At 74.2% G+C, this 25,949-nt stretch carries 32 protein-coding genes; 9 read left to right on the top strand and 23 right to left on the bottom strand.

Features of this window, described 5'->3' with window-relative positions; genetic code table 11:
* The first annotated feature begins 29 nt into the window (after positions 1–29).
* Entirely contained in the window at positions 30–476 is a 447-nt protein-coding gene (locus DSM112329_RS18700) for a cupin domain-containing protein (RefSeq protein WP_354698069.1), read from the top strand.
* A gap of 65 nt (positions 477–541) precedes the next feature.
* On the opposite strand, the gene DSM112329_RS18695 is transcribed toward DSM112329_RS18700, so the two are convergent.
* Together DSM112329_RS18695 and DSM112329_RS18690 are read right to left on the bottom strand one after the other, a co-directional pair.
* The gene (locus DSM112329_RS18695) at positions 542–1,375 is read right to left on the bottom strand and encodes an ABC transporter permease (protein ID WP_354698068.1); all 834 of its coding nucleotides are present in this window, start codon (positions 1,373–1,375) and stop codon (positions 542–544) included.
* Positions 1,372–2,349 (bottom strand): ATP-binding cassette domain-containing protein, encoded by a 978-nt coding sequence (locus DSM112329_RS18690; protein ID WP_354698067.1) that lies wholly within the window; start codon positions 2,347–2,349, stop codon positions 1,372–1,374. Before DSM112329_RS18690 ends, DSM112329_RS18695 begins: the two co-directional genes overlap by 4 nt.
* A gap of 181 nt (positions 2,350–2,530) precedes the next feature.
* Between DSM112329_RS18690 and DSM112329_RS18685 the strand changes: the two genes are divergently transcribed.
* A complete protein-coding gene (locus tag DSM112329_RS18685) occupies positions 2,531–3,163 on the top strand; it encodes a LysE family translocator (RefSeq protein ID WP_354698066.1) in 633 nt (210 codons plus the stop codon).
* Between the two features lie 78 nt (positions 3,164–3,241).
* The gene (locus DSM112329_RS18680; RefSeq protein WP_354698065.1) at positions 3,242–4,030 is read left to right on the top strand and encodes a 3,4-dioxygenase subunit beta; all 789 of its coding nucleotides are present in this window, start codon (positions 3,242–3,244) and stop codon (positions 4,028–4,030) included.
* A gap of 43 nt (positions 4,031–4,073) precedes the next feature.
* Here DSM112329_RS18680 and DSM112329_RS18675 read toward each other — a convergent pair whose 3' ends face one another.
* The 8 genes from DSM112329_RS18675 to DSM112329_RS18640 form a co-directional block, all read right to left on the bottom strand.
* Positions 4,074–4,658, bottom strand: coding sequence for a DUF3618 domain-containing protein (locus DSM112329_RS18675; RefSeq protein WP_354698064.1), 585 nt, complete (start codon positions 4,656–4,658; stop codon positions 4,074–4,076).
* The gene (locus tag DSM112329_RS18670; protein ID WP_354698063.1) at positions 4,622–5,038 is read right to left on the bottom strand and encodes a phage holin family protein; all 417 of its coding nucleotides are present in this window, start codon (positions 5,036–5,038) and stop codon (positions 4,622–4,624) included. Before DSM112329_RS18670 ends, DSM112329_RS18675 begins: the two co-directional genes overlap by 37 nt.
* Entirely contained in the window at positions 5,035–5,670 is a 636-nt protein-coding gene (locus tag DSM112329_RS18665) for a hypothetical protein (RefSeq protein WP_354698062.1), read from the bottom strand. Before DSM112329_RS18665 ends, DSM112329_RS18670 begins: the two co-directional genes overlap by 4 nt.
* A gap of 204 nt (positions 5,671–5,874) precedes the next feature.
* Positions 5,875–6,060, bottom strand: coding sequence for a hypothetical protein (locus DSM112329_RS18660; protein ID WP_354698061.1), 186 nt, complete (start codon positions 6,058–6,060; stop codon positions 5,875–5,877).
* 93 nt (positions 6,061–6,153) lie between these two features.
* Positions 6,154–6,435 (bottom strand): hypothetical protein, encoded by a 282-nt coding sequence (locus DSM112329_RS18655; RefSeq protein WP_354702498.1) that lies wholly within the window; start codon positions 6,433–6,435, stop codon positions 6,154–6,156.
* Positions 6,436–6,950: 515 nt separating this feature from the next.
* Positions 6,951–8,135 (bottom strand): zinc-dependent alcohol dehydrogenase, encoded by a 1,185-nt coding sequence (locus DSM112329_RS18650; protein ID WP_354698060.1) that lies wholly within the window; start codon positions 8,133–8,135, stop codon positions 6,951–6,953.
* Positions 8,136–8,247: 112 nt separating this feature from the next.
* The gene (locus DSM112329_RS18645) at positions 8,248–8,517 is read right to left on the bottom strand and encodes a GlsB/YeaQ/YmgE family stress response membrane protein (RefSeq protein ID WP_354698059.1); all 270 of its coding nucleotides are present in this window, start codon (positions 8,515–8,517) and stop codon (positions 8,248–8,250) included.
* A 53-nt stretch (positions 8,518–8,570) separates the two neighbouring features.
* The gene (locus tag DSM112329_RS18640; protein WP_354698058.1) at positions 8,571–9,245 is read right to left on the bottom strand and encodes a hypothetical protein; all 675 of its coding nucleotides are present in this window, start codon (positions 9,243–9,245) and stop codon (positions 8,571–8,573) included.
* A 95-nt stretch (positions 9,246–9,340) separates the two neighbouring features.
* On the opposite strand from DSM112329_RS18640, the gene DSM112329_RS18635 reads away from it, so the two are divergent.
* From DSM112329_RS18635 to DSM112329_RS18625, 3 genes are all read left to right on the top strand, one after another.
* Positions 9,341–9,961 carry a TetR family transcriptional regulator C-terminal domain-containing protein gene (locus DSM112329_RS18635; RefSeq protein WP_354698057.1) on the top strand — a complete coding sequence of 207 codons (621 nt, stop codon included), beginning with the start codon at positions 9,341–9,343 and terminating at the stop codon, positions 9,959–9,961.
* A gap of 7 nt (positions 9,962–9,968) precedes the next feature.
* The gene (locus DSM112329_RS18630) at positions 9,969–10,370 is read left to right on the top strand and encodes a Rid family hydrolase (RefSeq protein WP_354698056.1); all 402 of its coding nucleotides are present in this window, start codon (positions 9,969–9,971) and stop codon (positions 10,368–10,370) included.
* An 81-nt stretch (positions 10,371–10,451) separates the two neighbouring features.
* Positions 10,452–11,435, top strand: a complete 984-nt coding sequence (locus DSM112329_RS18625; protein WP_354698055.1) for a DMT family transporter — start codon at positions 10,452–10,454, stop codon at positions 11,433–11,435.
* A gap of 143 nt (positions 11,436–11,578) precedes the next feature.
* Here DSM112329_RS18625 and DSM112329_RS18620 read toward each other — a convergent pair whose 3' ends face one another.
* From DSM112329_RS18620 to DSM112329_RS18600, 5 genes are read right to left on the bottom strand one after another with little or no spacing between them, the layout of a single operon-like run.
* Positions 11,579–12,802: an ABC transporter permease gene (locus tag DSM112329_RS18620; protein ID WP_354698054.1), complete on the bottom strand. Its 1,224-nt coding sequence runs from the start codon at positions 12,800–12,802 to the stop codon at positions 11,579–11,581.
* Complete coding sequence (locus tag DSM112329_RS18615) at positions 12,799–13,548, bottom strand: ABC transporter ATP-binding protein (protein ID WP_354698053.1); 750 nt, start codon at positions 13,546–13,548, stop codon at positions 12,799–12,801. Before DSM112329_RS18615 ends, DSM112329_RS18620 begins: the two co-directional genes overlap by 4 nt.
* Entirely contained in the window at positions 13,545–14,639 is a 1,095-nt protein-coding gene (locus DSM112329_RS18610) for a peptidoglycan-binding domain-containing protein (protein WP_354698052.1), read from the bottom strand. The genes DSM112329_RS18615 and DSM112329_RS18610 overlap by 4 nt, the downstream gene beginning before the upstream one ends.
* On the bottom strand, positions 14,636–15,130 hold the full coding sequence (locus tag DSM112329_RS18605) for a hypothetical protein (protein ID WP_354698051.1): 495 nt from the start codon (positions 15,128–15,130) through the stop codon (positions 14,636–14,638). Before DSM112329_RS18605 ends, DSM112329_RS18610 begins: the two co-directional genes overlap by 4 nt.
* A gap of 44 nt (positions 15,131–15,174) precedes the next feature.
* On the bottom strand, positions 15,175–15,777 hold the full coding sequence (locus DSM112329_RS18600) for a M15 family metallopeptidase (RefSeq protein ID WP_354698050.1): 603 nt from the start codon (positions 15,775–15,777) through the stop codon (positions 15,175–15,177).
* A 164-nt stretch (positions 15,778–15,941) separates the two neighbouring features.
* Between DSM112329_RS18600 and DSM112329_RS18595 the strand changes: the two genes are divergently transcribed.
* Both DSM112329_RS18595 and DSM112329_RS18590 read left to right on the top strand, forming a co-directional pair.
* Positions 15,942–16,619: a response regulator transcription factor gene (locus tag DSM112329_RS18595; RefSeq protein ID WP_354698049.1), complete on the top strand. Its 678-nt coding sequence runs from the start codon at positions 15,942–15,944 to the stop codon at positions 16,617–16,619.
* 20 nt (positions 16,620–16,639) lie between these two features.
* A complete protein-coding gene (locus tag DSM112329_RS18590; RefSeq protein ID WP_354698048.1) occupies positions 16,640–17,734 on the top strand; it encodes a HAMP domain-containing sensor histidine kinase in 1,095 nt (364 codons plus the stop codon).
* Here DSM112329_RS18590 and DSM112329_RS18585 read toward each other — a convergent pair.
* The 6 genes from DSM112329_RS18585 to DSM112329_RS18560 all read right to left on the bottom strand — a co-directional run bounded on the left by DSM112329_RS18585 (position 17,727) and on the right by DSM112329_RS18560 (position 23,121).
* Complete coding sequence (locus DSM112329_RS18585; protein WP_354698047.1) at positions 17,727–18,191, bottom strand: hypothetical protein; 465 nt, start codon at positions 18,189–18,191, stop codon at positions 17,727–17,729. The two genes, DSM112329_RS18590 and DSM112329_RS18585, sit on opposite strands and share 8 nt — an antisense overlap.
* A 60-nt stretch (positions 18,192–18,251) precedes the next feature.
* Positions 18,252–18,488, bottom strand: a complete 237-nt coding sequence (locus DSM112329_RS18580; RefSeq protein WP_354698046.1) for a hypothetical protein — start codon at positions 18,486–18,488, stop codon at positions 18,252–18,254.
* Positions 18,489–18,536: 48 nt separating this feature from the next.
* Positions 18,537–18,818 (bottom strand): hypothetical protein, encoded by a 282-nt coding sequence (locus tag DSM112329_RS18575; RefSeq protein WP_354698045.1) that lies wholly within the window; start codon positions 18,816–18,818, stop codon positions 18,537–18,539.
* Positions 18,819–19,114: 296 nt separating this feature from the next.
* A complete protein-coding gene (locus tag DSM112329_RS18570; RefSeq protein WP_354698044.1) occupies positions 19,115–20,359 on the bottom strand; it encodes an FAD-binding domain-containing protein in 1,245 nt (414 codons plus the stop codon).
* Positions 20,360–20,370: 11 nt separating this feature from the next.
* Positions 20,371–20,580, bottom strand: coding sequence for a hypothetical protein (locus tag DSM112329_RS18565; RefSeq protein ID WP_354698043.1), 210 nt, complete (start codon positions 20,578–20,580; stop codon positions 20,371–20,373).
* A 63-nt stretch (positions 20,581–20,643) separates the two neighbouring features.
* Positions 20,644–23,121: a hypothetical protein gene (locus tag DSM112329_RS18560; RefSeq protein ID WP_354698042.1), complete on the bottom strand. Its 2,478-nt coding sequence runs from the start codon at positions 23,119–23,121 to the stop codon at positions 20,644–20,646.
* Between the two features lie 197 nt (positions 23,122–23,318).
* Between DSM112329_RS18560 and DSM112329_RS18555 the strand changes: the two genes are divergently transcribed.
* Positions 23,319–24,179 carry an endonuclease/exonuclease/phosphatase family protein gene (locus tag DSM112329_RS18555; RefSeq protein ID WP_354698041.1) on the top strand — a complete coding sequence of 287 codons (861 nt, stop codon included), beginning with the start codon at positions 23,319–23,321 and terminating at the stop codon, positions 24,177–24,179.
* A 312-nt stretch (positions 24,180–24,491) separates the two neighbouring features.
* On the opposite strand, the gene DSM112329_RS18550 is transcribed toward DSM112329_RS18555, so the two are convergent.
* Positions 24,492–24,650 carry a hypothetical protein gene (locus DSM112329_RS18550; protein WP_354698040.1) on the bottom strand — a complete coding sequence of 53 codons (159 nt, stop codon included), beginning with the start codon at positions 24,648–24,650 and terminating at the stop codon, positions 24,492–24,494.
* A gap of 113 nt (positions 24,651–24,763) precedes the next feature.
* Positions 24,764–25,915, bottom strand: a complete 1,152-nt coding sequence (locus DSM112329_RS18545) for an oxygenase MpaB family protein (RefSeq protein WP_354698039.1) — start codon at positions 25,913–25,915, stop codon at positions 24,764–24,766.
* Between the last annotated feature and the right edge of the window lie 34 nt (positions 25,916–25,949).

The following is a 25,949-nucleotide window of genomic DNA, read 5'->3' as shown; positions in this document are numbered from 1 at the left end:
CGTCGGGGCGCCGTGCGACCGTTAGGCGCATGGACGACGGACTGCTCTACGGCCCCGGCGACGGCGAGGTCCTCCCGATGGGGCCGAACACGATCGTCATAAAGGCCACCGCCGCGGCGACCGGCGGCGCCCTGTTCCTCTCGGAGACGACGTTCGCCGCCGGCATGCCCGGCCCGCCGCCCCACGTGCACGAGACGCTGACCGACATGTTCTACGTCCTGGAGGGCACGCTGACCGTCCGGCTCGGCGACGCGGAGCACGTGGTCGGGCCGGGGGCGTTCGTGTGCGCGCCGCCCGGCGTGGTGCACACGTTCCGCAACGACTCGGATGCTCCGGTGCGCTTCCTGAACTTCAACACCCCGGGTGGCTTCGAGGACTACATCCGCGAGCTGTCGGCCGCGTCGGCAGGCAGCACGCCGCCGGACCCCGCCGCGATCGGCGCGATCGCGGCCCGCTACGACGTGCGCGTGGTGTAGCTGCGGGCTGCGCGCGCGTCGGCCGGCCGCGTGCCGGCCGACCGACAGACGCCGCGCCTGCCCGACTACCGGCGGTAGAGCCGCGCGGTCAGCGGCGCGAACACCGCGGTGAGCGCCGCGGCCTCCGCCAGCACGAGGCCCAGGTCGCCGGCGGCCACGTCACCCTCCATCAGCCCGCGGACCGCGGTGACGACGTGGGAGATCGGGTTGACGTCGACGAACGCCTCCAGCGCGCTCGGCAGCGTGCTCGTCTCGACGAACACGTTGCTGAGGAAGACGAGCGGGAACAGCACCATGAACCCGCTGTTCATCACTGCGTTGGGTGAGCGCAGCAGCAGTCCCACGGTGGTGAACACCCACGACAGGCCGAACGCGAACGCGACGGTCAGCGCGATCGCGGCCACCACGCCCGAGAAACCGCCGTCGGCCTCGAACCCGAGCACGAACCCGAGCCCGACCACGATGCCGCCCGCCAGCACGAAGCGGACGGAGTCCCCCAGCACGGCACCCACCAGCGGCGCCGGGCGCCACACCGGGAGCGTCCGAAAGCGGTCGACGACGCCCTTGGTCATGTCGGTGTTGAGCGTCACGCCGGAGTACACGGCCGTGAACAGCACCGACTGCACCAGGATCCCGGGCAGGATGAACTGCAGGTAGTCGTCCGTCGACCCCGCGACCGCGCCACCGAACAGGTACGTGAACATCAGCAGGAACAGGACCGGGGTGATGGTCACGTCCAGCAGCTGCTCCGGGACGTGCTTGATCTTCAGCATGCCGCGCCAGCCGAAGGTGACGCAGACGGACATGGCGCTCGGCCGTGGCGGCCGTTCGCCGGCGGCGATCGCCGCGTGCACGGACGCAGCGGCGACGGGGGTCGGGGCAGGGGTGGTGGTGCTCATGCGGCCATCTCCTCGGCGGCGGTGTCGTCGGTGTCGGGGGCGGGCTTGCCGGTGAGGGCCATGAAGACCTCGTCCAGGCTCGGCTGCCCGAGCGAGAAGCCGGCGACGTCGATGTCGGCCTGCGCGAGGCGGGCGACCGCCTCGGCCGCGCGTCCGGCGTCGGCGACGGGGACGGACAGCGCGGCGGGATCGCCCGCGCGCTCGACCGGAGCGTCCAGGTCGGCGGCCAATGCCTGCAGCGCGTCCTCGCGCTGCTCGGGATCGGCCAGGCGGACATGCAGCGTGTTCGCCCCGACGGACGACTTGAGCTCGCCGGGGGTCCCTTCCGCGATCACCTGACCGCGGTCGATGACCGCGATCCGCGCGGCGAGCTGGTCGGCCTCGTCGAGGTACTGGGTGCAGAGCAGGACGGTGGTGCCCTGGTCGGCCAGCGCCCGGACGATCTCCCAGACCTCGTTGCGCGACCGCGGGTCCAGGCCCGTCGTCGGCTCGTCCAGGAACAGCACGTCAGGGCGGACGACGATGCTCGACGCGATGTCCAGGCGCCGCCGCATCCCGCCGGAGTAGTTCTTGGCGAGCTTGCCGGCGGCGTCGGCCAGCCCGAAGCCCAGCAGCAGCTGGTCCGCCCGCTCCCGGGCGGCGCGCCCGCGGTAGCCCAGCAGCCGTGCGAGCAGCACCAGGTTCTCCTGGCCCGTGAGGTCCTCGTCGACCGAGGCGAGCTGCCCGGTGAGGCTGATCCGCGAGCGCACCGCGTCGCCGTCGGTCATGACGTCGTGACCCAGCACGCGGGCGTGGCCCCCGTCGGGCCGCAGCAGCGTCGTGAGCATCTTGATGGTCGTGGTCTTGCCTGCGCCGTTGGGGCCCAGGACGCCGTAGATCGATCCGCGCGCGACGCCCAGGTCGACGCCGTCGACGGCGCGCGTGTCGCCGTAGGTCTTGACGAGGCCCTCGGCCTCGATTGCCAGCTCGGTCATACGTCCCTCCCGCGGGGGTCGTGGAGTCGCTTCATCCCAGGCTAGACGGGTCGACCGCGCGAAACTCATCGATCGGCGCGAACAAGCGACCGGGCACACGGTCCGCTCCCCGCGGGTTCAAGTCCACCGACTGGGCGCAGCCGCCGCACGCGCCACGGACCGCACGGCCGTAGATGGGTGAGTGGCGCTCACCTCCACCGACCTCGCCGAGTTGCTCGGCACCGCCCTGGCCGTTCTCGCGGTCCCTGGCCCCAGCGTGCTGTTCGTTGTCGCGCGCGGCGTCGCCGGCGGGCGGCCGGCGGCACTGCTGGCCGTGGTCGCGGTCGGGCTCGGCCTGCTGGTGCAGGTCATCGCGGTGGCCGTCGGGCTCGGCAGCCTGCTGACGAGGTCCGACCTCGCGCTGACGCTCGTCCGCGCCGGCGGGGCGGTCGCGCTCATCGTGCTCGGCATCCGTGCCTACCGCGGGCGGCACGACCTGGCGGCCGAGGCGGCGGCCTCTGCGCCCGGCACGCGTCCCGCCCGGGTGCTGCGGGACGGCGTGACCGTCGGTGTTCTGAACCCGAAGCGGCTGCTGCTGCTCGTGGCGCTGCTGCCGCAGTTCGTGACGACGGGCGGCCCGCCCGCACCGGTGCAGCTGCTGCTGCTGGGCGGTCTGGTGGTCGGCGCCGGGCTGGTGTGCGACACGGTGTGGGGGCTGGCCGCCGGGACGGCACGCGGTTGGCTGAAGGGCCGCCGCGCGGTGCTCGAGCGGTTCGGCGCGGTGGCCGCGGCGGTGATGGTCGCCCTCGGGCTGCGGCTCGCGCTGACGCTGTAGGCCGGCGCGCAGCGAACGTCCAGGCTGCTCCCCGCAAGCACACAGCCCGCTCCCAGGCTGGTGGTCGATGCTCCGGGCATGGGACACGACACCTCACGCCACGACCACGGCGACGGGCTCCACGAGGACCTCGTCAGGCTCGCCTCGCGCCGCGACGCGCTGCGGATCTTCGGGGCCGGCGGCGCCGCCGCGGTGCTGGCGACGCTCGGCGGCTCGCAGCGGGCCGCGGCGGCCACGCCGACCGCCGTCGTCCCCACCGAGACCGCCGGGCCGTACCCCGGCGACGGCTCCAACGGGCCGGACGTCCTGGACGACACGGGCATCGTCCGCCACGACATCCGGCGCAGCTTCGGCAGCAGCCGCACGCTCGCCAAGGGCGTCCCGCTGCGCGTCAACCTGACGGTGACGAAGGCCGCCCGGGACTACGCGCCGCTGGTCGGTGCCGCCGTCTACCTCTGGCACTGCGACCGCGCCGGCCGGTACTCGATGTACTCCGCCGGCGTCGAGGACGAGAACTACCTGCGCGGCATCGCCAGGACGGACAGCAACGGCACCGCCTGGTTCCGCACGATCTTCCCGGCCGCCTACCCGGGCCGCTGGCCGCACATCCACTTCGAGGTCTACTCGTCGGTCACCAGGGCCGTCGCGAACGGACCGATCGTCAAGACCTCGCAGCTGGCCCTCCCGCAGTCGGTCTGCAAGAAGGTCTACGCCACCAGCGGCTACTCCCGCAGCCAGGGCAACCTCGCGCAGTCGTCGCTGTCGAACGACAACGTGTTCCGCGACGACCAGGCGGTCCACCAGCTCGCGACCGTCACCGGCAGCGTCGCCAAGGGCTTCGTCGCGAACCTCACGATCGGCGTCTGAGCCCGGCGGGCCGGCGGCGCGTTCGCCGCCGGCCCGCTGCGGGTCACGTCGGGGTGGAGCTGGACGCGGTGCCCCGCGCCTCCTGCGCCTTGTCGGCCAGGTCGCCCTTGGCCTCCTCGGCGTGCTGCTGGCCAGTCTCCTTCGCGGCGTCGGCCACGTCGGCGACCGCGGTCTGAGCGGCCTCCTTCGCGGTCCCGGCCACGTCCTGGACGGTGTCCCTGGCGTGGTCGGCCGTGAGCTGCGCGGCCTCCTCGACGTGTCCGCGGAGCTCGCCGGCCACCGGCGCGAGCTGCTTGTTCTCCGCCTTGGTGTTGGGAATCAGCAGGCCTGCGACGAAACCGACGGCGACGGCGCCGATCGCCAGGCCGAGCGGGTTCTCCTGCGCCAGGCCCTTGGCTCTCTGCGCCTGCTGCGTGACGTCGGAGCCGCTCGGCGCGACGTCCGTGGCGGACGACAGCTTGTCGCCGGCGACGCCCAGCTTCTCCTTGACGGAGTCGACGCGGCCGCCGATGGCGTCCTTGGTGCGGGCGCCCACGTCGGTCTTGTAGGCGAGTGCCTCGACGGTGTCGCCCATGCGCTCGCGGGTCTCTTCTATGTCCTTGCGGATCGTGCTCGGGTCTTGGCCCATTCGACGTCCTCCTTCACGCTGTCGGTGGTCTGTTCGGGTACAGGGGGTCCGGCGTCCTGCAGGCGGTTCTTGCCGATCAGGGCCTGAACGGCGGCGGCGGCGCCGAAGATCACGGTCGTGATCAGTGCCGCGAGCCAGGTGGCCATCGCGGTGTCGAGCAGGAACAGCACGGTCAGCATCAGGGCGATGAGCGTGACCAGGGCGGTCACGCCGGCACCGCCCAGCAGCCCGGCGCCGACGCCCGCCGCCTTGCCCTTCTGGCTGATCTCGGCCTTGGCCAGCTCGAGCTCCTGGCGGACCAGGGTCGACGTCTCCTCGGAGAGCTGCCGCAGCAGTTCCCCGACCGGCTTCTCGCGATCGGCGGAGGGGTGGTCGCTCATCGCGATCCCCCGTAACCGGGCAGGTCCGCGTTCGCCGGCACGCCGTCGGTGTCGCTGTAGCCCTCGCCGACCGCGGCATCCGCGGCGGCGCGCGGGGTGTCCGCCGCCGGACGCGGCGCGGTGTCCGCTGACGGCGCGGCGGGGAGTCCCCTGGCGCCGTTGCCCGTGCTGCTGCTCGTGGTGGTTCCGACCTGGTCGCGACCGGCGCTCGAGGCGCTCACGGCGCGGGCGGCGAGGAAGCCGACGGCGATGCCCCCGGCGATGACCGCCCACGGGTTCTTGCGGCCGAAGTCCTCGAGGTCGCGGATGAGCTGGTCGGCGTCGGCCTCGGAGAGGTAGCCGCCGAGCTTCTCCGCGCGGTCGGCGGCGTCCTCGACAAGGCGCGCCGGGCCGTCCTTGCCCTCCGAGCGCAGGTGCTCGGCCATGGAACGCGCGTCGCCGGCCGACCCCTTGAGCTTCTCGCCGGCGTCGGTGGTGCGGGTCTCGACCTGCTCGCGGGCCCTGGCCTGCGCCTGCTGGGTGACGTTCGCGGCCTGTTCCTTCGCGGCCTCGGCGCCGTCCTTCAGCTTCTCCTGTGCCTGCTCGGTGACGGGCTGGCCGTCGGTGGTGCCCGGCTCGGTGATGGGCGTCATGCGCTCCTCCGTGTTGGTGGACGTCAGGCGCCCCGCCTGCCCACCCGGCACTCGCCGTAACCGCGCCGATCGCCGGGAACGCGGCAGGTGCGCCAGCTGCCACCGGATCGCACAGCCCGGCGTTTCGGCGGCTCGCAATGGGATACCCGGTAAGGCCGGAGCTGGGCCCCCGTCCCAGCCGCTCGACCCCTGGGCGTCGCCTCGTCAGCGGCTGCGCTTCGCTCCGCCGGCCCCCGCGGTGCCGGCGCCGGGCACGCTGCCGTCCGACCCCGGGCCGTCGTCGTTCGTGGAGTCTGCCGCCTCGTCCGCGGGGTCCGGGTCGGTCGGCGCCCCGCCGACTGCCTCGTCCTGCTCGTCCGTGTCGGGCTTGGCGTCCTGGTCCTCGGTCATGTCGGCTCCGTTCGTGGTGGATCCTGCGTGCGGGTCGCGTGCCCGGTTCGGCTCACGCTCACTCGCGGGACTGCCACGGGCACGAGCCGCCGTTCAGCTTCGCGGCTGCTCCCACCAAGGGGCGCCGCGTTCCCCGAGCGCGACCTTCGCCGCGTGCACGCGGGAGCGGGCCTCGCGCTCGGCGTCCTCGTCGTCCGCGCGCCGTGCCGCCGCGACCGCCCGCCGTGCGTCCATCAGCTCACCGACCAGCTCGGTGCGGCGGGCCTCCGGCAGGCCGGGGTCGCTCGTCCGCCAGCGCCGCCCGTCGACGACGATGTAGCGCCCGTCCGGCGTGCGCTCGGGACCCTTTGCGGGCTGCCTCGACGCCGTGCCCAGCAGCCGGTCCGCGAGCGCGATGCTCTGCTGCTCGGCGTGGGCGCTGCGAATGCGCTGCAGGTTGCGGCCGCCGCGGGCGAAGGTCGCGGCCACGGCGGTCGGGACGTCGGCCTCGTCCAGCGGATCCGTCCAGGTCGCGGGGCGGACATGGTGGATGCCGACGGCCCGCGCGTGGACGTCATCGTCGTAGGTCCAGCCGCCGTCGATCCGCCCGAGGGCGTAGCGAAGGTCCGCGAGCCGGGTCCACACCAGCGTGCCGTCCGGCAGTGCGGCGAACCGCTCGAGCATCCGGCCCGCCTTGTCGCCGTGCGCGGCGGCCGCGGCCCGCACGGCGTCCTCGAGCGTCCGCGGGCGCGAGCCGAGCACGTCGCCGATGCCGACGAGGCCGGACCGCACGCCGTGCTCCGCCCCGGCGCCCGCCTCCACGTCGCGGTCCCGGGCACGCATCGGCGCGCGGAAGATCGCAGCGGAGGGTTCGAGCGGCACGGGCAACGGCTGGGGTCGCGCGTCTGCGCTCAGGGCTTGAAGACGACCTTGAACGCGCCGTCCTCCTTCTCCTGGAACGTCTTGTACGCCGCGGGTGCCTCGCTGAGCGGCACGTGATGCGTGGCGAAGCTGTCGACGCCGAGCGGGTCGTCCTCGCCGGTGAGCAGCGGCAGGATGTCGTCGACCCAGCGCTTCACGTTGGCCTGGCCCATCTTCAGCGTGAGCTGCTTGTCGAAGATCTGCAGCATGTTCAGGGGGTCGGCGGTGCCGCCGTAGACGCCGGAGATGCTGACGGTGCCGCCGCGACGGACGATCTCGATCGCCGTGTTGAGGGCGCCGAGGCGGTCGGTCCCGGCGTTCTCCATGACCTTCCTGGTGACCGCGTCCGGCAGCAGGCCCGCGAGCGTGTGGGCGATCTTGCCGCCCGGCGAGCCGTGCGCCTCCATCCCGACCGCCTCGATGACCGAGTCCGGGCCGCGTCCGCCGGTGAGCTCGCGGACCGCCTCGGCGACGTCGTCCACGGCCGTGACGTCAATGGTGTGGACGCCGTGCGCGGCGGCACGGGCGAGGCGGGCGGGGACCAGGTCCAGGCCGATGACCTGGCCACAGCCCTGGTGCTGGGCGATGCGGCAGGCCATCTCGCCGATCGGCCCGAGGCCGATGACGACGAGGCTTCCGCCCGCAGGGATCTGCGCGTAGTGCACACCCTGCCAGGCGGTCGGCAGGACGTCGGAGAGGAACAGGAAGCGGTCGTCGGCCGGGCCTTCGGGGACCTTGACCGGGCCGTAGTCGGCGTGGGGGATGCGCAGGTACTCGGCCTGCCCGCCGGCGACCTGGCCGTAGAGCTTGGTGTAGCCGAACAGCGAGGCGCCCGTGCCCTGGTCCCGGTTCTGCGTCGTCTCGCATTGCGTCTGCAGGTCCTGGTCGCACATGAAGCAGTGGCCGCACGAGATGTTGAACGGGACGACGACGCGGTCGCCGACCGCGAGGTTCGGGACCGCGGAGCCGACGGCTTCGACGATGCCCATCGGCTCGTGGCCGAGGATGTCGCCCGCGTCCATGAACGGACCCATGACCTCGTACAGGTGCAGGTCGGATCCGCACAGGCCGGACGACGTGACCTTGATGATCGCGTCGGTCGGCTCCTGGATCGTCGGGTCGGGGACCTCGTCGATGCGGACGTCGCGCTTGCCGTGGTAGGTCAGGGCCTTCATCGGAACTCCGTTCGTCGGGGGCAGTCGCAGGCGGTGCCTGCGACGCTGTTCCCGACCGGCTACCCGGCGCGACGCAAACGATGCGCGGCGATGTCCGCGTCGTCGGGCCCGCTCAGCGCGTGGCTGCGGTGCGCCGGTCGCCGGCGAACTTGCGGTACGCGACGAGCACGATGATCGTGCCGATGATCGCGCCGATGAGGCCGCCGAGGTCGAACGCGTTGTTGTCGCCGATGCCGAGCAGCTCGGTGAAGATGAGGAAGCCCACGAACGAGCCGACGAGGCCGATGCCGATGGTCACGAAGAAGCCACCGGGATCCTTTCCGGGCACGAGGGCCTTTGCGATGTATCCGGCGACGAGGCCGAGGATGAGGGCGCCAATCATGCTGCGACCCCTACCCGCCGGCGGCCGGGGTAACCGTCCGTCTCGTGTTTCCCTCAGCGGGCGCTCGACAGATCCGCCCGCTGCGCCGTGCCGCCTCGCGAGTACCGCACGCTCCGGCCGTCGGCCGCGAGCTTGACGGACGTCGCGTCGATGGCCCCGCGGTCGGCGATCCGCTCACGCGGTGGCCGTCCGTCGGCGACCCGCAGTTCGAGGTCCGTGTCGTCGCCGGCCGACTCGCGTCGGGTGACGAGCCAGACGAGGTTGCCGTTGGCCGCGACCGCATACGCCGAGATCGTGCCGCCGTTGTCGATCTCGTCGACCGCGCCCTCGGAGCCGGGCTCCAGGTGCGCGATGCGTCGCGCCCGTCCGGTGCGCACGTCGAGCACGCCGATCTTGTCGCTCTCGTCGCCGATCGCCGACCCGGTGTAGACGTACGCGACGAACGTCCCGGCGAGCCGGTAGCGCTCCCCGCCGTCGAGCGCGACGAGACGACGGACCTTGCCCTGGGCGAAGACGCAGCCGTAGAAGCGCCGGGTGCCGTCCTGGGCGCGGCGGGTGAAGACGACCGTGGTGGCGTTCTGTCGCCCGACGGACGCCGTCTTGACGTTGGCGGCCTTCAGGCACGCGCGCTTCGACGCCTTGTCGGCGTGGGCCGGTGCGCTGAGCACGAGGCTGCAGGCGGTCACCGCGATAGTCGCGCGGAGGAGCTGGGGACGGGACAGCGTCATCCGCAGACCGTAACCCGAGCTGGGCGCCTTTGGTAGCAATTCGACGCACTTGGCGCTGCGAGTACCTGCTTACCGTATCTTGATACGGTAGGAACATGAGCGGCACATCGCGAACCCGCAGCCGCCGCGCCGGCGGAGCCAAGCGCTCGCTGGTCCTGGACCACGTGGCGGCCGTGCTCGCCGACCGCGGGCACGCCGGCACCCGGTTCGCGGACGTCGCCGCCGCGTCGGGGGTGGCGGTCAGCACCCTCCAGGGCTACTTCGGCTCCCGCGAGGACATGCTGATCGAGGCCTTCGATCGCGCGACGTCCGTCGCCGTCACGGCCATGGACGAGTTCGCCGCGCAGTTCGACGACCCGTGGGAGCAGCTCGTCGCCATGGTCGACCGTGGGCTGACCACGGACGTCGCGACCTGGCGCATGCTCATGGAGTTCTGGACCGCCGCTGCTCACGACGCCGAGCTGCGGGGACAGGCCGCCGCGCTCGCCGAGCAGTACCGCGGGCCGTTCGCGGACGCGGTGCAGCGCGGGGTCGACAGCGGTGCGTTCGCCCCGCGCTTCGCCACCGCCGCGGTCGTCGAGGTCCTCGTCGCGAACATCGTCGGCCTGCTCTACCCCGTCGTCCTGGGTCAGCTGGACCCGCAGGACACGGGCTACCGCGAGGTCGTCCTGGCCCAGCTCGAGTTCGCCCTCAACCCCACCCCGAGAGAGAGGTAGTCCCACCATGTCGCACACCATCGTCAACCCCGACGGGCTCCACGACCCGACCGCGTTCGGGTACAGCCACACGGCCGCCATCCCGGCCGGCACCGACCTCGTGTTCGTCTCGGGGCAGTACGGATCGGGCCCGGACGGCATGGTCGTCTCGACCGACTTCGCCGAGCAGGTGCAGCAGGCGTTCCGCAATCTGGGCGTCGCGCTCGCCGCCCACGACCTCGGGCTGCGCGATGTCGTCCAGCTGCGGACCTACGTCGTGGACGTCGACTTCGGCAAGCTGGGGACGATCGGTCAGGCCGTGCAGGAGGGCTGCGGCGACCCGCTGCCCGTTCAGACCGTCATCGGCGTCGCCGGACTGGCCATGCCGGACATCCTGTTCGAGGTCGAGGCGGTTGCCGCCCGGCCGTAGCGCGCCCACACCGTCAAGCCGGCCGGCGGCCGGCGGCCGGCGGTCGGCCGTCGACGGTGCCTCGGGGCTAGCATCACCGGGATGACACCGCCGGCCGACGAGGGGACCGTCGTCCCCGCGTCGATCGTCGGCCTGGCGTTCGCGGTCGTCTCGGCGATGTCGTTCGGCCTCTCGGGCGCGCTGGCGCGGGGGCTGCTCGACACCGGCTGGAGCGCCGGCGCGGTCGTCCTCCTGCGGATCGCCATCGGCGCGCTGGTCGTGGCGCCGTTCGCGGTCCGCGCGCTGCGCGGTCGCTGGGGGGCGCTGCGCGCCAACGCGCCGTTGCTGCTCGTGTACGGCGCGGTTCCGGTCGCGCTGACCCAATTCGCCTACTTCTCGGCGGTCCGGGAGATGGACGTCGGTCCCGCGCTGCTGATCGAGTACACGGCCCCCGCACTCGTCATCGCGTGGCTGTGGTTGCGGCACGGCGAGCGGCCGTCCGGCCTGACGCTGGCCGGGGCCGGGCTCGCCGCGCTCGGCCTGGTCCTGGTCCTCGACCTGCTCTCTGGGGCAGACCTGGCCCTCGGCGGGGTCCTGTGGGCGCTGGTCGCGATGGTGGGGGCGGCGACGTACTTCGTCCTCTCGGCGGGCACGGCCGGCGGACTGCCGCCGCTCGCGCTGGCCGGGGGTGGACTGGCGGTCGGCGCGGTGCTGCTCGCAGCGCTGGGGGTGGTGGGGGTGCTGCCGCTGCGTGCGTCCACGACTGACCCGACGCTGGCCGGCGGGGGAGTCCCGTGGTGGCTGCCCATCCTCGGCCTTGGCGTGCTCACCGCGGGCGTCGCCTACGCGACCGGCATCGAGGCGGCGCGCCGACTGGGCTCGCGGCTCGCGTCGTTCGTCGCGCTGCTCGAGGTCGTCGCGGGTGTGACCTTCGCCTGGCTGCTCCTGGATCAGCTTCCGGGGACGCTGCAGTTCGTCGGCGGGACCCTGATCGTCATCGGCGTCGTCGCGGTCAAGCTCGGGGAGCGTCCCCTGCCGGTCCCCGAGCGCGCACCGGACGACGGCGAGGTCCTGCCCGCCACCTGAGCAGGCCGGGCTGCGACGAGCGACACCCGGGTTGCCTTCAGCCCGACCCGGCCCGGATCGGGCGTGCAAGCGTGCCGTACGCCGGCACGCTGGACGCGCCCGTCCTTCGCGCAGGTCCGCGGTCCGTCGACGGCGGGCCCGCGTCAGGCCGTGCGCAGTGCCACGGTCGGCGGTAGCCGTGACGCGCGGACCGCGGGCATGAGGCCCGCGAGCGCACCGATCAGAATGGCCGAGCCGATGCCGCCCGACCACGCCTGCGCCGGGATCACCACGGCCCAGCCCTTCGTCCCGGCGTAGATCGCCGTCGCGGCTGCACCGGCGAGGACGCCGACGACCCCGCCGATCGTCGCCAGCAGGATCGACTCCCCGAGGAACTGGCTGCGGATCTGGCCCCGGGTCGCGCCCAGGGCGCGGCGGAGCCCGATCTCCGAACGCCGCTCGAGCACCGAGATGACCATGATGTTCGCGACGCCGACCGCGCCCACGATCAGGGCGACGACGCCCAGCCCCAGGAAGAGGCTGTCGAAGGCCCCCGCCGCGGCCGCCCGCGCCGTGAGCGCGTCCGAGGGCTGGCTGACGTCGACCTCGTCGGGGGCCTCGGGGCTGGCGGTCCGTGCCAGCAGCGCCTGCACCGCGGCGACGTGATCGGTGCCGGCGCGCACGTAGACGGAGCTGGGCAGGCCGGCCGTCGGCCGGCCCCGGACCAGGCCGGTGAAGCCCAGGTACCGGCGGGCCGCCGGGTACCCGATGAGCGCGCTCTCGTCGACCTCGGGTGCCAGCGGCGCGCTGCGCAGGACGCCGGCGACGGCGAACCACCGCCCGCCCAGCCAGATCCGCCGGCCGGGGAAGACCCGGTCGATGCCAAGACGCCGCGCGGCGCCGGCCCCCAGGACCGCGACGGGTACCCGCGCTGTGGCCGCGTTGAGCCAGTCGCCGCGAGCCACGCCGGTGTTGAGCACCGCGGGCAGGTTCAGGCTCGTGGCCCGCACCTGGAGCCCGCCGGTGTCGGTCACCGGGATCAGCGGGCTGCGGTAGACGCTCCTGCCGCGCACCAGCGCGGTGTGGGCCAGCGTCTGGACACCGGACAGGTGCCCGATGCGGACCGGGGCCTCGGCCGGGAGCCGTGATGGCTCCCCGGTGACGCTCCGTCCGGCCTCGAGCGTCAGCAGGTTCGTCCCGAGCCGGTCGATCTCGGCGAGCAGGCCGGCCTGCGAGGAGGCGGACAGCCCGAGGACCGCCACGATCGCCGCGGTCCCGATCGCGATCCCGAGCGCCGACAGCGTGGCGCGCAGCGGCCGGGCGCGCAGCCCCACGCCGGTCACTCGCAGGGCGTCGCGCGGGCGGAGCCGCCGGGGGTCGGCGCTCACGACGTCCGCTCCCCGGTGGTCCTGGGCCGGGGCGGCTCCGGATCCGGCTCCGCGCCGGTGGCGTCCGACACGACCCGGCCGTCGAGGACCCCGATCCGGCGCGGCATCCGGCCGGCGAGGCCGGCATCGTGGGTGATCATGAGGATCGTCGCTCCGGCGGCGTTCAGCTCGCGCAGGAGCGCCATGATCGACGCCCCGGTCGAGCTGTCGAGGTTGCCGGTCGGCTCGTCGGCGAGCACGATCGCCGGCCGGCCGACGAGCGCCCGGGCGATCGCCACGCGCTGCCGCTCACCGCCCGACAGCGTGGCCGGCCGGAACCGCGCGCGGTGCGACAGCCCGACCTGCTCGAGCGCCACGTCGGCGCGAGCCCGCCGCTCGTCGGCGGGAGCACCCGCGTAGAGCAACCCGTCGGCGACGTTCTCGCGCACGGTCGCGTGCTCGGCGAGGAAGAACTGCTGGAACACGAAGCCGATCTCCCGCGCCCGCAGCCGCGACAGCTCGCGGTCGTCCAGGCCCGCCGCGTCGACTCCGCCGACGCGGACCACCCCGCTGGTGGGCCGCTCGAGCGTCCCCATCACGTGGAGCAGGGTGGACTTGCCCGACCCGGACGGGCCGACGATCGCCACGAGCTCCCCGCGGCCGACGGCGAACGACACGCCCTGCAGCGTGGCGACCTGGGACCCGTCGTCCCGCCCGCCGCCGTACACCTTGGTGACCGCCTCCAGCTCCAGGACCACGTCGCTCATCGGGACGGGACCACGACGCGGTCGCCTGCGGCCACCCGGCCGGCGACCTGCACGCGCCCGCGGCCGGTGTCGAACAGGCCGAGCGTCACGGTCACGAGCTCGCGTCGCCCGTCGTCGCGGACGACCTCGACCGCGAAGCCGCCACCGGACCGGCCGACCAGCGCGGTGGCCGGGACGCTCAGCGCGTCGGCCACGCCGGTGGTGGTGATGTCGACCTGGACCGGTGCCCTGTCGAGCCCCGCGGCCGCGGCCGGGTCGTCGAGCTCGATGAGCGTCGGGACGGTGGCATCGGCGGGCCGGCCGCCCTGCTCGCCCGGGACCCGGGCGACGCGGCCGAAGCCGGTGACCCGGCCCTTGACCGGGGTGTTGCCGGGCAGCGTGACCTGGGCGCGGTCGCCCTTCTCCACCTCGCCCTGCTGCGACGGGTCGAGGCTCACCTGGACCTGCAGCGTGAGCGACGTGGCGGCCAGCATCGGGACCCCCGGACGGGCCGGGCCGCCGAGCCGGGCGTCGACCCCGGCGATGCGGACGGCCTCGGGAAGGAAGACCGCGTGGCCGAGCGCGAGCCTGCCGGTCACGGGCAGGCCCCGGCGGCGCTGCAGCGCCCTGAGCGCGCTCTCGGTCGCGGACGTGAACGACCGCTCGCCGGGCCGGACGCGGACACGGGCGCGCGCGTCGTAGCCGAGCCGGTGCAGGTTGCCGTTGAGCTGACGGACGTCGCGGCCGGCGGCGCCCCGGCGCAGCCCGCGGAAGGCGGGGACCGCGCCGCACAGGAGCACGACAGGCCGCTCGTCCACCCGGAGCAGGACCTCGCCGCAGCCGACCTCGTCGCCGCTCGCGGGCAGCTGCGTGTACAGGCCGGCGGCCTGGCCGGTCACCGCGTACGGCGCACCGTCCGGACCGGCGCGGTAGGTCAGGGTCCCGGCCTGGGAGACCATGGCCGAGAGGCGCCCGCGCTCGACCGCGACGGTGTCGATCGCCGGGGTGCGGGCGACGGCGTCCGGCTGCGCGCCGCCCGACGCGGCCATCGCCACGCCCGTTACCGCGAGCACGACGGCCGCACCGGCCGCCGTCGACCGTGCGCGCGTCATCCGTCCAGCCCCGCGACGCCGCGGCACGCCTGCATCGCGGCGTTCAGGATCGTCATCCCGCCCGGCCGGTTCGAGGAGGGGATCCGGTACGTGTTCACGAGGGGCTCGCCGTCGACCGGGTCCGGGAAGTCCTTGACGCCGTTGTCGCGGATGCACTCGGCGAACTTCAGGCCGGCCGCCTGCTGCGCGCGGCTGCGCTTCGTGCTCAGCGCGCCGGCCGGCTGCAGGTCCTTGCAGGCGGTGACGGCCTTCGTGAAGACGGCGGGCGTGACACTCACCCCGTACTCGAAGTCGTTGTCGGCGTTCGGGTCCGGGAAGTCGCCGACGCCGTGCGCGCGGATGCACTCCGCGAACTTCACGCCCTTGTCGCGGGCGGAGAGCTGCTGGTCACCGCCGGTGGTGGCGGTCGTCGACGGCTCGCTCCCGCAGCCGGCGGCCACCGGGCCGAGCAGGGCGAGCACGGCCGCCAGCGGGATCAGGGTGCGGGTCATGGTCGTTCCTCTGCGTGTCTGGTCGTGGGGGACGGTGCGGCGGCTCATCGCCGGGACCGCGGGTCGTGGGCGGCGTCGGCGTAGCTCGAGGGACATCCGCCTTCGCTCGCGTCCGTGCGCAGCTCGAAGTGCCAGGGCTCGTTGGCGTAGGTTCGGCAGAGGCCGTACGCGCCGCCGTGGTCCGCCAGCCAGGTCGCTGCGGCCGCGGGGCCGACGTCGACCGCGTCCCCCGACACGTGCGCGGACGTGTCCGGGTCCGCCACCCAGCGCGCCGCCTCCGCGCCGGAGCCGTACGTCGCGATCGCGTCCCGCAGGAGCCCCGCCTGGTAGTCCCGCGAGCGCCAGCCGCTGTTGACGAGGAGCCGGACGCCGTCGACCGCGGCCTGCTCCGCCGCGCCGCGCAGGGCGGCGCGCAGGTCCGGATCGAGGTTCGCGACCCCGGGGACGCCGTCGTCCGCGACGGTCGTGCCGTCCGGCACGGCCCCGTCGGCGGCGCCGAGCCCACGCCGCGGCTCGGTCCGCGGGGCGCCGGCGCGGTGTGGGTCCGTCAGCGTGGTGAGCGCGAACGGGGACCCGGTCGCCTGCGGGAACGGGAGCGAGAGCGAGAGGGACGGGTGACCGAGGGCGGCCGCGCTCGCGGTCGCCATGGTGAGCAGTGCGGCGCACCGGCGTCGCCGGATGCGGACCCGGCGGATGCGGGCTCGTGCAGGGTTCGTGAAGGGCACGGGCGCATCAAACGGTGCGGGACGTTGCCGCCGCGTATGCGATTTGCGATACACCCGCGATATGCGCGAGGCCGTAGCTTTGGCGGATGCGCGTGCTGCTCGTGGAGGACGAGCCCCTCATGGCCGAGGCCATCCGCGACGGCCTGCGCCGGAAGGCGATCGCGGCCGACATCGCCGGCGACGGCGACACGGCGCTGCAGCTGCTGAGCGTCAACGACTACGACATCGCCGTCCTGGACCGCGACATCCCCGGCCCCTCCGGCGACGAGATCGCCCGGCAGATCGTGGCTGCGGGCAGCGGCATGCCGATCCTGATGCTCACCGCGGCCGACCGCCTCGACGACAAGGTCTCGGGCTTCGAGCTCGGTGCCGACGACTACCTCACCAAGCCGTTCGAGCTCCAGGAGCTCGTCGTCCGCCTCCGCGCCCTGGACCGCCGCCGCGCGCAGATCCGGCCGCCCGTCCGCGAGATCGCCGACGTGCGGCTGGACCCGTTCCGCCGCGAGGTCTACCGCGACGGCCGCTACATCGCGCTGACGCCGAAGCAGTTCGCGGTGCTCGAGGTGCTCATCGCCGCCGACGGGGGCGTGGTCAGCGCCGAGGAGCTCCTGCGCCAGGGGTGGGACCAGAACGCCGACCCGTTCACCAACGCGGTGCGCATCACCGTGTCGGCGCTGCGCAAGCGCCTCGGCGAGCCCTGGGTCATCGCGACCGTCCCCGGGGTCGGGTACCGGATCGCCGCGCCGCCGGGTGCGCAGCGATGACGCAGGACCGGGCGGGCGGGATGAGCGTCCGCCTCAAGCTCACGCTCAGCTACGCGGGCCTCGTCGTGATCACCGGGGCCTTGCTCGTCGCGACGGCCTGGGTCTTCGTCCTGCGCTACATCGACCCGAACCTGGTCTTCCGGACCACGAGGTGGCTGTACTCGCCCACCGATCCGCTGCGCGGCTTCGGCTATCCGGCCGCCCTCCTGCTGGCGCTCCTGCTCGCGTTCGGGCTGGTGGGCGGCTGGCTCCTGGCCGGAACGATGCTGTCCCCGCTGCGGCGGATCACGCAGGCCACCCGGACCGCGGCCGGCGGATCGTTGTCGCACCGGGTCGCGCTGGAAGGCCGCAGCGACGAGTTCCGCGAGCTCGCCGACGCCTTCGACGCGATGCTTGCGCGGCTGGAGGCCCACGACGCCGAGCAGCAGCGGTTCGCGGCCAACGCCTCCCACGAGCTGCGCACGCCGCTGGCGATCACGCAGACCCTGCTCGATGTCGCGCGCAGCGATCCCGACCGGGGCAAGGACCCGCTCGTCGAGCAGCTGTACGGCGTCAACAGCCGCGCGATCGCGCTCACCGAGGCGCTGCTCCTGCTCAGCCGCGCCGGCCGGCGATCGTTCACGCCGGAGCCTGTCGACCTGTCGCTCATCGCCGAGGAGGCGACCGAGACGTGGCTCCCGCTCGCCGACCGCAGCGGGGTGGCGATCCACGTCGCCGGCGAGCCGGCCCCGGCGCTCGGCTCGCACGCGCTGCTGCTGCAGCTCGGCACGAACCTCGTGCACAACGCGATCGTCCACAACCTCGCCGGCGCCGGCACCGTTTGGGTCACGACGAGCGTGCACCCCGGCAGCGTGGTGCTCGAGGTCGCCAGCACCGGCCGCGAGCTCACCCCGGCGCTGGTCGCGACGCTCGTCGAGCCCTTCCGACGGGGCACCGGGCGCGTCCGCTCAGACCACGGCGGCGTCGGGCTCGGCCTGGCGATCGTCAAGAGCATCACGAGCGCCCACGACGGGGTGCTGACGCTCGCGCCCCGCAGCGGCGGGGGCCTCTGCGTCAGCGTGCGCCTTCCGACGACGCCGGCACCCGCCGGGCAGCGCTACTCCGTCGTCACGTGACCCGGACGTAGTCCAGGTCGAAGTCGAGCGCCCAGCCGTCGCCCGTGTCGACCTCCCAGGCGCCGGTGATCCGCTGCCCGTCGGCCGACAGCTCCCCGCGGTAGTGCTGCGCGAAGCCGGCGTGGTCACGCGCGATCCGCCACACGCCGCCGGCGAAGTCGGTCTCGTAGAGCCGCACGACGCCGCGCGCGTCGAAGTAGTGCATCCGGCCGTCCCCGCCGATGACGGAGGTCGCGGACGGGAACGGGTCGTCGGACACGGCGCGCTCGACGATGTGGCTCGCGCCGAGCCGCTCGAACTCCGCCGTGCCCGTCGCGACCGGGTCCTGCCCCGGAAACGTGGCCACGGTGCGCCAGCGACCGAGCAGCGGCTCCCACCCGGACAGCGCCGGCGCCGCCTCGTCCGGGGAGCCGCGCTCGGCGGGATGGTCCTTGGGCACGAGTCGATCGGTGCTCATACGACGCGGACGATCGCCGCCGCCGGAACTCATCGGCCCTCGGTCGTGCCCGGACCGCGGTCAGTCGCGTGGGGGAGCCGGCGCGGCCCTGTTCAGCAGCTCGTCGACCGTCGGCTGCTCGGCGATGATGTCGCTGACGCTGGTGGCGCGCTCGATCAGGTCCTGCTCGGACGGGACCTCGGCGAGGACCTCCTCGGGCGGCGGGCTGCTGACCTCGGGCAGCTCCGGGGGAACCGCCTGCTCGGCGGCAGCGGCGGCAGCAGCAGCGGCGGACTCGGGTGGCTCGTCGGCGGTCATGGGCCGGAACTACCCGAACGGCGCCGGCCCCACGCCGCGCCGGCGTGATCAGAAGACGATCAGGCGGAACGTGACGACGCGGGCCCCGCGCTTGCAGCGCACCGTCGCCTCCGCCTCGCCGGGGGTCGAGCGGCACGTGAACCCGAGCGGGGTCCGCGACGAGCGGTCGCGGTAACGGCCCGCGACCTGCCGGGCGGTCCGGCACGTCGTCTTCGTCGCCCGCACGTCGACGATCAGGTTCTCGGCGCGGCCCGGGTGCTGCGGACCCTTGCCGCACCGGTCCGCGGCGGCCGCCGGAGCGACGAGCCCGAGGACTGCCGTCGCACACACGGTCCCAGCCAGGAAAGCGCGCATGCGGTGGCTCATACCCCGGGTCGGCGCTCGTGAGACCTCGTGTCCTCGCCGTCCGCAGGGCCGCCGCGGGCGACCAGCAACGCACCGGCGAGCGGCGTCTGCGGCGGTGAACGTCCGTTTCCCCGTGCCCGGCCACGGGGAAACGGACGTTCATCTTCGGGCCGGTGGTCGATGGTGGATCGCACGTCCCCGAGACCTGTGAATCAACGTTCGTCGGGCTGCCGTCTCCCGATCGCCGCCGGGCCAACCGTGCCTGCCGGACGGCGGGGCGGCTACGACGCGCGGCGCCAGGCGCTGAAGGACTGCATGCGCCCGCCGTGGGGGCGGGTAAGCCACGGCCACGGGTGCACGGCGGCCGGGTCGACCGCGGCGGCGATGGCGCGCCACCCCGGGACGGGGGTGAACGTCGCCGCCACCGGCCGGCCGCGCAGGACGGCGGCCGGGTCGCCGCGGTGCAGCTCAAGCGCGCGGCCCCCGGCCGCCAGGCCCGCGAGCGTCTCGGCGAGGAACACGAGGCGCTTGCCCGAGAGCCGCCAGCGGGCCAGGCGCTCCTGGTCGAAGACGAAGACCGCCGGCAGGTCCGGGTGCGCGGCGAGGGCCGGATCGGCCTGCCCGAGCGACTCCGCAGTGAGCCAGACGGCGTCGGGGTCCCCGCTCAGCACCGGGCGCTCAGGACCGCCCGTGACGTCCGGCGACGGGTCGGCCCGCAGCGCGTCCGGCACGTCCGCGACGGCGGCACCGCTGCGGTCCGGCGGCCAGCCCTGGATCGGGCAGTCGTCGCGCAGCGGGCAGCGCCCGCAGAGTCCCGGCGCGCGCTTCTCGACCTGCCAGCGGCTGAAGCCGTACGGCTTGCTCGCGGTCCCGACGGTCCACTGCCAGCCGAGGCGGTTCGCCGCCCGCGACCCATCGAGCAGGTGCGCGAAGAAGCGGTCCTCGCCGGCGGCCCAGTCGTGGCCGGCCCGGACGGTCCACTGCGAGGCGAGCCACATGCGCGTCTGGTTCACGAGCCAGCCGTCGCGCTCGAGCTCGCCGACGGTCAGGTCCATGCAGGCCATCTCGCGCGGCCACGGGTCGGGCCAGCGGGAGTCCGCGGGCAGGGGTGCGGGCGTGCGCCGCAGCGCCTGCCCGGTCCGTGCGCCGAGCCGGGCGTAGAGGTGCCGCGCGTACTCCTGCCACTGCAGCTCGTCGCGGAACTTCCGCACGTCTGGGGCGGGACCGCCGTCGACCGCGTCCCACACCCGCGGAAGCGGAAGCAGGCCGTGCCGGATGTACGGGGACAGGGCGCTCGCGCCGCGCCGCTCGGCGGGCCACACCTCGTTGCGGCGCCGTGCGTAGCCCGCAACGTCGTAGGCCCCGAGCGCCGCGTCGGCCGCCGCCTGCCCGCCCGCGAAGCGCTCGGACGCGCGGACGCCGTCCGGTCCCTCCAGCGTCAGGTCGCCGAGCTGCTCCCGCACCCAGGCCAGCAGCGCGGGACGGTCGCCGGCGTCGGGGAGCGCCGGGAGCGCGGTCGAGCTCATCTCACACGCGGTTACCCCAGCCGCTCCGTGTCAAGCGCGCTCTGCCCGTCGTCGGTCATCCGGTAGACCTCGAGCTCGTCGAGCCACAGCCACTTGTTCGCGACGGCCTCGGCGGTCGCGGCGTCCAGCCCCTCGGATCCGAGCGTGAGCAGATGACCACGCGTCGCGCCCTCCGCCTCCTCGACGCACTTCAGGACATCCCAGACGCTTGTGTTCTCCATCGGATGAGCGTAGTCGCCCGGGGCACCGCGACGCTGCGTGTCCAGAACCGGACGTGCGGGAGCTCACCCGCAGCGGCGGTACGTGCTGCGGCGCACCAGGCGACGGCCCTTGTCGGTGGTGGCGCGCACGGTCACCCGGGCACCGGCCGCGGGGACGCTGACCTTGATCGTGCGGCTCGACGCGCGCCCTCGCACGGTGCGGGCGAGCTTGCCCCGGACGAACACGCGGACGAGACGCAGGCGGTCCCCGCGCGGCGCCTTGATCCGGACCTGCACGGTGCGCCTGCGGCACGTCGTCGCGATCGGCGCGGGCTGGGTGATGCGGAGCTTCGACCGGCCGGCGGGCAGGGCGAGGGTCAGGGTCGTGCCGTCGGTGCGCACGGGCAGGGCGCTGCCGTCGCGGGTGACGGTGGTCCCGGTGCCGAAGCTGCCGCGCAGCCGGAGCGTGAGGGCCGCGCCGGCGTTCACCTCGCCGTCGACCGTGCCGAACTCCGGCAGCTGCATCCGCCGCAGGTCGAGCTCGGCCGTCTTCAGGTTGACGGTCCGCAGCGCGAAGCCGTCGGCGATCGGCTCGGCGGCCCCCGGGCGCCAGCGGCGCGTCTGCCGCTTGTACAGGCGGGCCCCGTTGCGCTCGACGCCGGCGGCGTTCTCGGTGGGCAGCACCGTCTGCCGCCGCGCGGCGATCGCGCCGGACGTGACGTCGATCGTCCCCATCGGCGGGCTGACGCGCGGGTCGGCGAGCTGCAGGCCGCTCACGTAGTAGGCGTGGTCGGATCGCAGGCCGTAGCGGTCGTCGCTGACGTAGCCGTCGAGCACGTACGTGACGCGCCGCGGCGCCGGGTCCACCACGGCGGCGGTGCGGTTCAGGTCACGGAACTCGTCGCGCACGAACTGGCGGTACTCCGCGTGGCCGGCGCCCAGGTTCGTGCTCTGGAAGTGCCAGGCGTCGTAGCGGTAGCCGAGCGCGTCGAAGCGGCCGGCGCTGCGGAGCGTCAGGGCGACGTTGACCAGCGGGTCGTCGAGCCCGCTGGTCGAGAGCACGGGCACGTTGCGCAGGCTGGCGAACGCGTCCCCGATGCCCGTCGCGCCGTTGTGGACGCCGACAGCGGCGGTGACGTCGGTGAGGTCGCAGATCTCCGGGGCGATGTTCGGGAGGATCGCCTTGAACAGGTCGGGGAACTGGGTGCTGAGCTTGTAGACCCCGAAGCCGCCCATCGAGGAGCCGGACAGCAGCGAGCGCCGCGGGTCCAGCCGGTAGTGGGAAGCGACGTCCGCCCATGCCTCGAAGACGTCCGCGCCGGCCAGGCCGTAGTAGCAGTACGTCTTCCCGCGGGCGTTCGGCATCATCATGATCGACGGGTGGCCCTCCTCGGCGAGCATCTGCCACACCGACAGCGGCGGCTCGGTGCTTCCACCCTCGAAGTGGTTGTGGTTCGAGTCGGCGCCGTGGAGGTTGACGACCAGGCCGTAGCCGTCCTTCGGCCGGGGGAGGGCGGGGACGTAGACCGAATACGGCTGCAGCCGTCCCGAGAACTGGTAGGTGCAGCCCGGTGGGTCGCAGGCGTAGTTGCCGAGGATGTCGCCCCCGGCCGAGTTGCCGCGACCCTGGACCGTCTCGTAGCGGCTGACCAGGATGCGGTTCATGGGCCCGCTGGTCGGCACACCGCGCTCGTCGCCGGTGCGGGCCGCGAGCTTGCGGAAGTCGATGTCCGCGTGCAGCGGGGCGAGGTCGCCGGCGTTCAGGGCCGCGTTCTGGCTCGCGTCCATCCACGTGTTCTGCGTCCACGGGCCGTAGCCGCGGAACGCGACGTTGTAGAAGGCGGGCCGGGCGGGGTTCGGCCGCAGGTACTGCTTGCTGCCGGCGTTCCACAACCCGACGGCAGCGCCGACGCGGACCATCCGCCCGCGCGGGTCGAAGGCCGAGTACGGGACCTCGATGTGCAGCTGGCGGCGATGCAGGTCGGTGACGACGCGCGGCGCGGCGAGGGCCGACCCGTCGGCGGCGCGCACGGCGTCGCCGGTGCAGCCGTGAGCGGTCACGAACACGTCGCCGGGCATCTTCGCGCCGGCACCGTGGGGCATGTCGAAGGACTGCCCGCCGCCGCCGAGGCCGATCGTCACCGCGGCCGCGTCGGGGTCGAGCATCGAGTTCAGCGTGATGCGGATCGCGGTGGAAGACCTCAGCGGCTCGACCCGCACCTCGACGATGTCGGCGGCGTTGCCCGCCAGTCGCCTGGGGTCCGCCGGGTAGGCCAGCGCGCGGTCGTCGTAGAGGAAGTCCTGATAGAGGAACTCGCCGGCGCGGTAGGCCTGCGCGCCCGAGACCATGATCGGCGGCGCCGTCCAGTTGCGGGTGTTCTCGAGCTGGGGTGAGGTCGGGAGGGAGCGGTGCAGGATGTCCGGCCCGGTGTCCCCGGACGCGAGCGAGCGCGCGTTGGCCGCGGGCTTGTACCCGGTGCCGTTGGACGCCGGCGTCGCGGGACAGGCGGCATGGGCGGCCGCCGGCATCGCCAGCGCGCCGAACACGAGGACCAGCAACAAGCGACCTGGGCGCGCAGGCCCCCGTCCGCGACGACCTGCATGTACGTCCACCACGACCACCCTCTCCCGGTTCACTCTCGGCTCCGTCCGATCCCGCCGGACCGACTCTCGCACGCCGGGGACGGCGTGGCCAGCGGCGACCCGCGGCCGGGGGCGCTCGGCGGTTGCCGGCGGCGGCCGGCGGACATACCCCTCACGTGCTGAGCGTCCTGACCTGGAACGTCCAGGGACGCGTGCGCACGGTCCCGGAGCAGGCGGCGGCGCTGTCGGCGTGGCCGGCCGACGTCGTGGTGCTGCAGGAGGTCCGCTCGACCTCGGCCGCCGCGTGGACCGAGGCGCTCACGGCCTTGGGCCACGTGGACATCCTGCTGTCGCTGCCGGCGGGCCGGCCGGGCGCGGACCCGGCCCGGCGGCTCGGCGTGCTGGTCGCCGGCGCGCACCCCCTGCGCCGGCTGCCGGCGCCGGACCTGCCGTGGGCCGAGCGTTACCTGGCCGCGGAGGTCGCGACCCCGGACGGGCCGCTGGTGGTCCACGGGCTGCACGTGCCGACCAGCGCCCGGGCGGACGCGGTCAAGGTCCGCACCCTCGAGGCCGTCCGCGACCACGTGGCCGGCGACGACGGTGTGCCCGTCGTGGTCTGCGGCGACCTGAACACGCCGCAGTACGAGTCGCGGGAAGGGGAGGTCCGCTCCTTCGCGCGGACCCGGACCGGCCGCCTCCGGGAGGGCTTCGACGAGCGCCACGACCGCGCGGAGCTCGGTCTCGTCCCCGGGCTCGCCGACCATGGGTTCGTCGACGCGTTCCGCGCCGTCCACGGGTACGACGCGCGGGACCGCAGCTGGATCTACCCCGGGCGCAGCCACGGGTACCGGCTCGACCACCTCTTCGTCCGCGGTGCGCGGCCGGTCGACGCGCGCTACGTGCACGCCCTGCGAGAGGACGGCCTCAGCGACCACTCGGCCCTCCTGGCGGTCCTGGAGCTCGGGCGCTGGCGCGGTCGCGTGCGCGGCCCCGCCGGGACCGTCGCCACGACGACCTTGCCGTCGGCCCGCCGGTAGGCGTCGACCCAGGGGCCGGGCAGCGGCGTCCAGTCCGCCCAGCGCCAGCCGCGGATTCCCTGCAGCGTCGGCGGCGTGGCCAGGCGCAGCGCGCGCGGGCAGGTGATGGGGCCGCGGACGACGCGGACGGTCAGCCGCCGGCCCGCGCGGCGCAGCGTCCCGCAGTACTTCGTCGCGGTCGTGCGGCGGGGGAGGGTCAGGGCGCGCGCGGGCGGCTTGATGACCGGGGCGGCGAGCCGCGCGATCAGGAGCTGTCTGGGATGCGTCACGCGGATTCCCGCACGTCCGGTCCGGGTGGTCAGGCGGTGCGTCTCACGCCACGTCGGGCTCAGGGACATCGGCCGGGTCGCGGTCGTCGACGAACGCCGGGTCGGTCTCCTCCTCGGTGGCCATCAGGCCTTCGCTGGCCGCGGTCTCGCGCAGCTCCTCGGGGGTGGGGTTCGCCGGGTCGCGGTCAGGGTCGGTGCTCATGGGCGAACGCTACCCCGGGCCTGCGGAGTCACGCCCGACCCCGGCCGCATGCGAACCCCTCGGCGGCGGGACTCGGGTCGCCGGCGGCCGACACGGCACCGGCACAGGACAGGTCAGGCGACGTCGTCGACCAGTTCGTGGTCGACGGCGTACGTCCGGCGCAGGCGCGCGAGCTCGACCGGCTGCCGGCGCAGCGCCCGCCCCGTCCGTCGCGCCCGGCCACCGGGGATCAGGCCGTCGTGCGCCGCGTAGCCGAGCGCGGTCAGCGGTCCGAGCAGGCGCGGCGCGTGCTTCCACGGCGTGTCGGGGACCGCCAGGTCGTCGGCGATCGCGTCCCCGACGAACGCGCGCTGCAGCCCATGGATCAGCGGTCGCGCCAGCGGCCGGGGGACGAAGCGGGCGGCTTCGGCGGCCTGGAAGTCGGTGAGCGCCGCGACGAACGTGCGGTCGCCGTCGTCCGGCCCGTCTGCGGTCAGGGCGTAGAGGTCCTCGATGCGCGCGTAGTCCTCGGGGGTGACGGGCAGGTGGTCGGGCGCGACGCCGACCACGTGGCCGGTGTAGCGCCACAGGTGGTGGATGTCGACGAGCTCGTCGTCCGTGTACCGCACCCCCAGCCGGCGCATGGCGCGCAGCGCGATCGAGCAGAACTCCGCGAGCGTGAAGCTCATGTACGGCTGGCAGATCGGCAGCCCCCAGGCCGCCGCGTCCCAGTCCGGATCGCGCGACAGGTGTGCGCGGACATGGGCGTGGATCAGCCGCACGCGAACGGTCTGCGCGAACCCCGGCGCGTCGCGCTGCATGCCGCCCGGGGTCATCACGCCGCCCAGCCACGAGCCGACCTCGATCGAGCGGACGGCGGCGTTGCTCGCGTAGCGCCCGGTGAACGTCAGCGGCTTGCCGGCGATCGAGCTCTGCGCACCGGACAGCAGCGACGCCGCACCGAGCACGATGCCGTACTGGCTCGCCTGCCGCGCGAGGTGGCGCGCCGCGCGGTCGCAGCGGTCGCGGTCGAGCCACCGCGGCGGCGTGTCGAGCGCCGCGAACAGGTCGACCAGCGCCGCGGAGGGCGCGCCGACCGCGTCGATGCCGTGGGCGAGCGCGCGGCGGACGTCCAGGGCGCCGTCGTCCACGACCCGGTCGGCGAGCGGGTCGCCCTGCCACATGGCGTCGAGCCACCGCTGCCCGCGGGCGCCGTGGCGGGCGAGCACGACATCGACCTGGGGCAGCGCGGTGGGGACGGTCCGGTCGGTGAGCGAGTCGAGCACGGGATGTATGAGAACATGAGGATCGCTCACGTTC

Origin of the sequence: Paraconexibacter sp. AEG42_29 (assembly GCF_040581415.1) — a bacterium.
Lineage (GTDB): Bacteria > Actinomycetota > Thermoleophilia > Solirubrobacterales > Solirubrobacteraceae > Paraconexibacter.
This window is presented reverse-complemented; position numbering and strand designations above follow the sequence as displayed.

Coding starts and splice junctions, on each gene's coding strand:
- DSM112329_RS18690 (WP_354698067.1), bottom strand. CDS start 2,349: ATGACCGAGCTGGCAATCGAGGCCGAGGGCCTCGTCAAGACCTACGGC.
- DSM112329_RS18680 (WP_354698065.1), top strand. CDS start 3,242: ATGGGACACGACACCTCACGCCACGACCACGGCGACGGGCTCCACGAG.
- DSM112329_RS18600 (WP_354698050.1), bottom strand. CDS start 15,777: ATGGCGACCGCGAGCGCGGCCGCCCTCGGTCACCCGTCCCTCTCGCTC.
- DSM112329_RS18640 (WP_354698058.1), bottom strand. CDS start 9,245: ATGACGCTGTCCCGTCCCCAGCTCCTCCGCGCGACTATCGCGGTGACC.
- DSM112329_RS18650 (WP_354698060.1), bottom strand. CDS start 8,135: ATGAAGGCCCTGACCTACCACGGCAAGCGCGACGTCCGCATCGACGAG.
- DSM112329_RS18615 (WP_354698053.1), bottom strand. CDS start 13,548: ATGAGCGACGTGGTCCTGGAGCTGGAGGCGGTCACCAAGGTGTACGGC.
- DSM112329_RS18580 (WP_354698046.1), bottom strand. CDS start 18,488: ATGACCGCCGACGAGCCACCCGAGTCCGCCGCTGCTGCTGCCGCCGCT.
- DSM112329_RS18610 (WP_354698052.1), bottom strand. CDS start 14,639: ATGACGCGCGCACGGTCGACGGCGGCCGGTGCGGCCGTCGTGCTCGCG.
- DSM112329_RS18660 (WP_354698061.1), bottom strand. CDS start 6,060: ATGACCGAGGACCAGGACGCCAAGCCCGACACGGACGAGCAGGACGAG.
- DSM112329_RS18670 (WP_354698063.1), bottom strand. CDS start 5,038: ATGAGCGACCACCCCTCCGCCGATCGCGAGAAGCCGGTCGGGGAACTG.
- DSM112329_RS18665 (WP_354698062.1), bottom strand. CDS start 5,670: ATGACGCCCATCACCGAGCCGGGCACCACCGACGGCCAGCCCGTCACC.
- DSM112329_RS18700 (WP_354698069.1), top strand. CDS start 30: ATGGACGACGGACTGCTCTACGGCCCCGGCGACGGCGAGGTCCTCCCG.
- DSM112329_RS18570 (WP_354698044.1), bottom strand. CDS start 20,359: ATGAGCTCGACCGCGCTCCCGGCGCTCCCCGACGCCGGCGACCGTCCC.
- DSM112329_RS18590 (WP_354698048.1), top strand. CDS start 16,640: ATGAGCGTCCGCCTCAAGCTCACGCTCAGCTACGCGGGCCTCGTCGTG.
- DSM112329_RS18550 (WP_354698040.1), bottom strand. CDS start 24,650: ATGAGCACCGACCCTGACCGCGACCCGGCGAACCCCACCCCCGAGGAG.
- DSM112329_RS18565 (WP_354698043.1), bottom strand. CDS start 20,580: ATGGAGAACACAAGCGTCTGGGATGTCCTGAAGTGCGTCGAGGAGGCG.
- DSM112329_RS18625 (WP_354698055.1), top strand. CDS start 10,452: ATGACACCGCCGGCCGACGAGGGGACCGTCGTCCCCGCGTCGATCGTC.
- DSM112329_RS18695 (WP_354698068.1), bottom strand. CDS start 1,375: ATGAGCACCACCACCCCTGCCCCGACCCCCGTCGCCGCTGCGTCCGTG.
- DSM112329_RS18605 (WP_354698051.1), bottom strand. CDS start 15,130: ATGACCCGCACCCTGATCCCGCTGGCGGCCGTGCTCGCCCTGCTCGGC.
- DSM112329_RS18675 (WP_354698064.1), bottom strand. CDS start 4,658: ATGGGCCAAGACCCGAGCACGATCCGCAAGGACATAGAAGAGACCCGC.
- DSM112329_RS18585 (WP_354698047.1), bottom strand. CDS start 18,191: ATGAGCACCGATCGACTCGTGCCCAAGGACCATCCCGCCGAGCGCGGC.
- DSM112329_RS18595 (WP_354698049.1), top strand. CDS start 15,942: ATGCGCGTGCTGCTCGTGGAGGACGAGCCCCTCATGGCCGAGGCCATC.
- DSM112329_RS18630 (WP_354698056.1), top strand. CDS start 9,969: ATGTCGCACACCATCGTCAACCCCGACGGGCTCCACGACCCGACCGCG.
- DSM112329_RS18635 (WP_354698057.1), top strand. CDS start 9,341: ATGAGCGGCACATCGCGAACCCGCAGCCGCCGCGCCGGCGGAGCCAAG.
- DSM112329_RS18645 (WP_354698059.1), bottom strand. CDS start 8,517: ATGATTGGCGCCCTCATCCTCGGCCTCGTCGCCGGATACATCGCAAAG.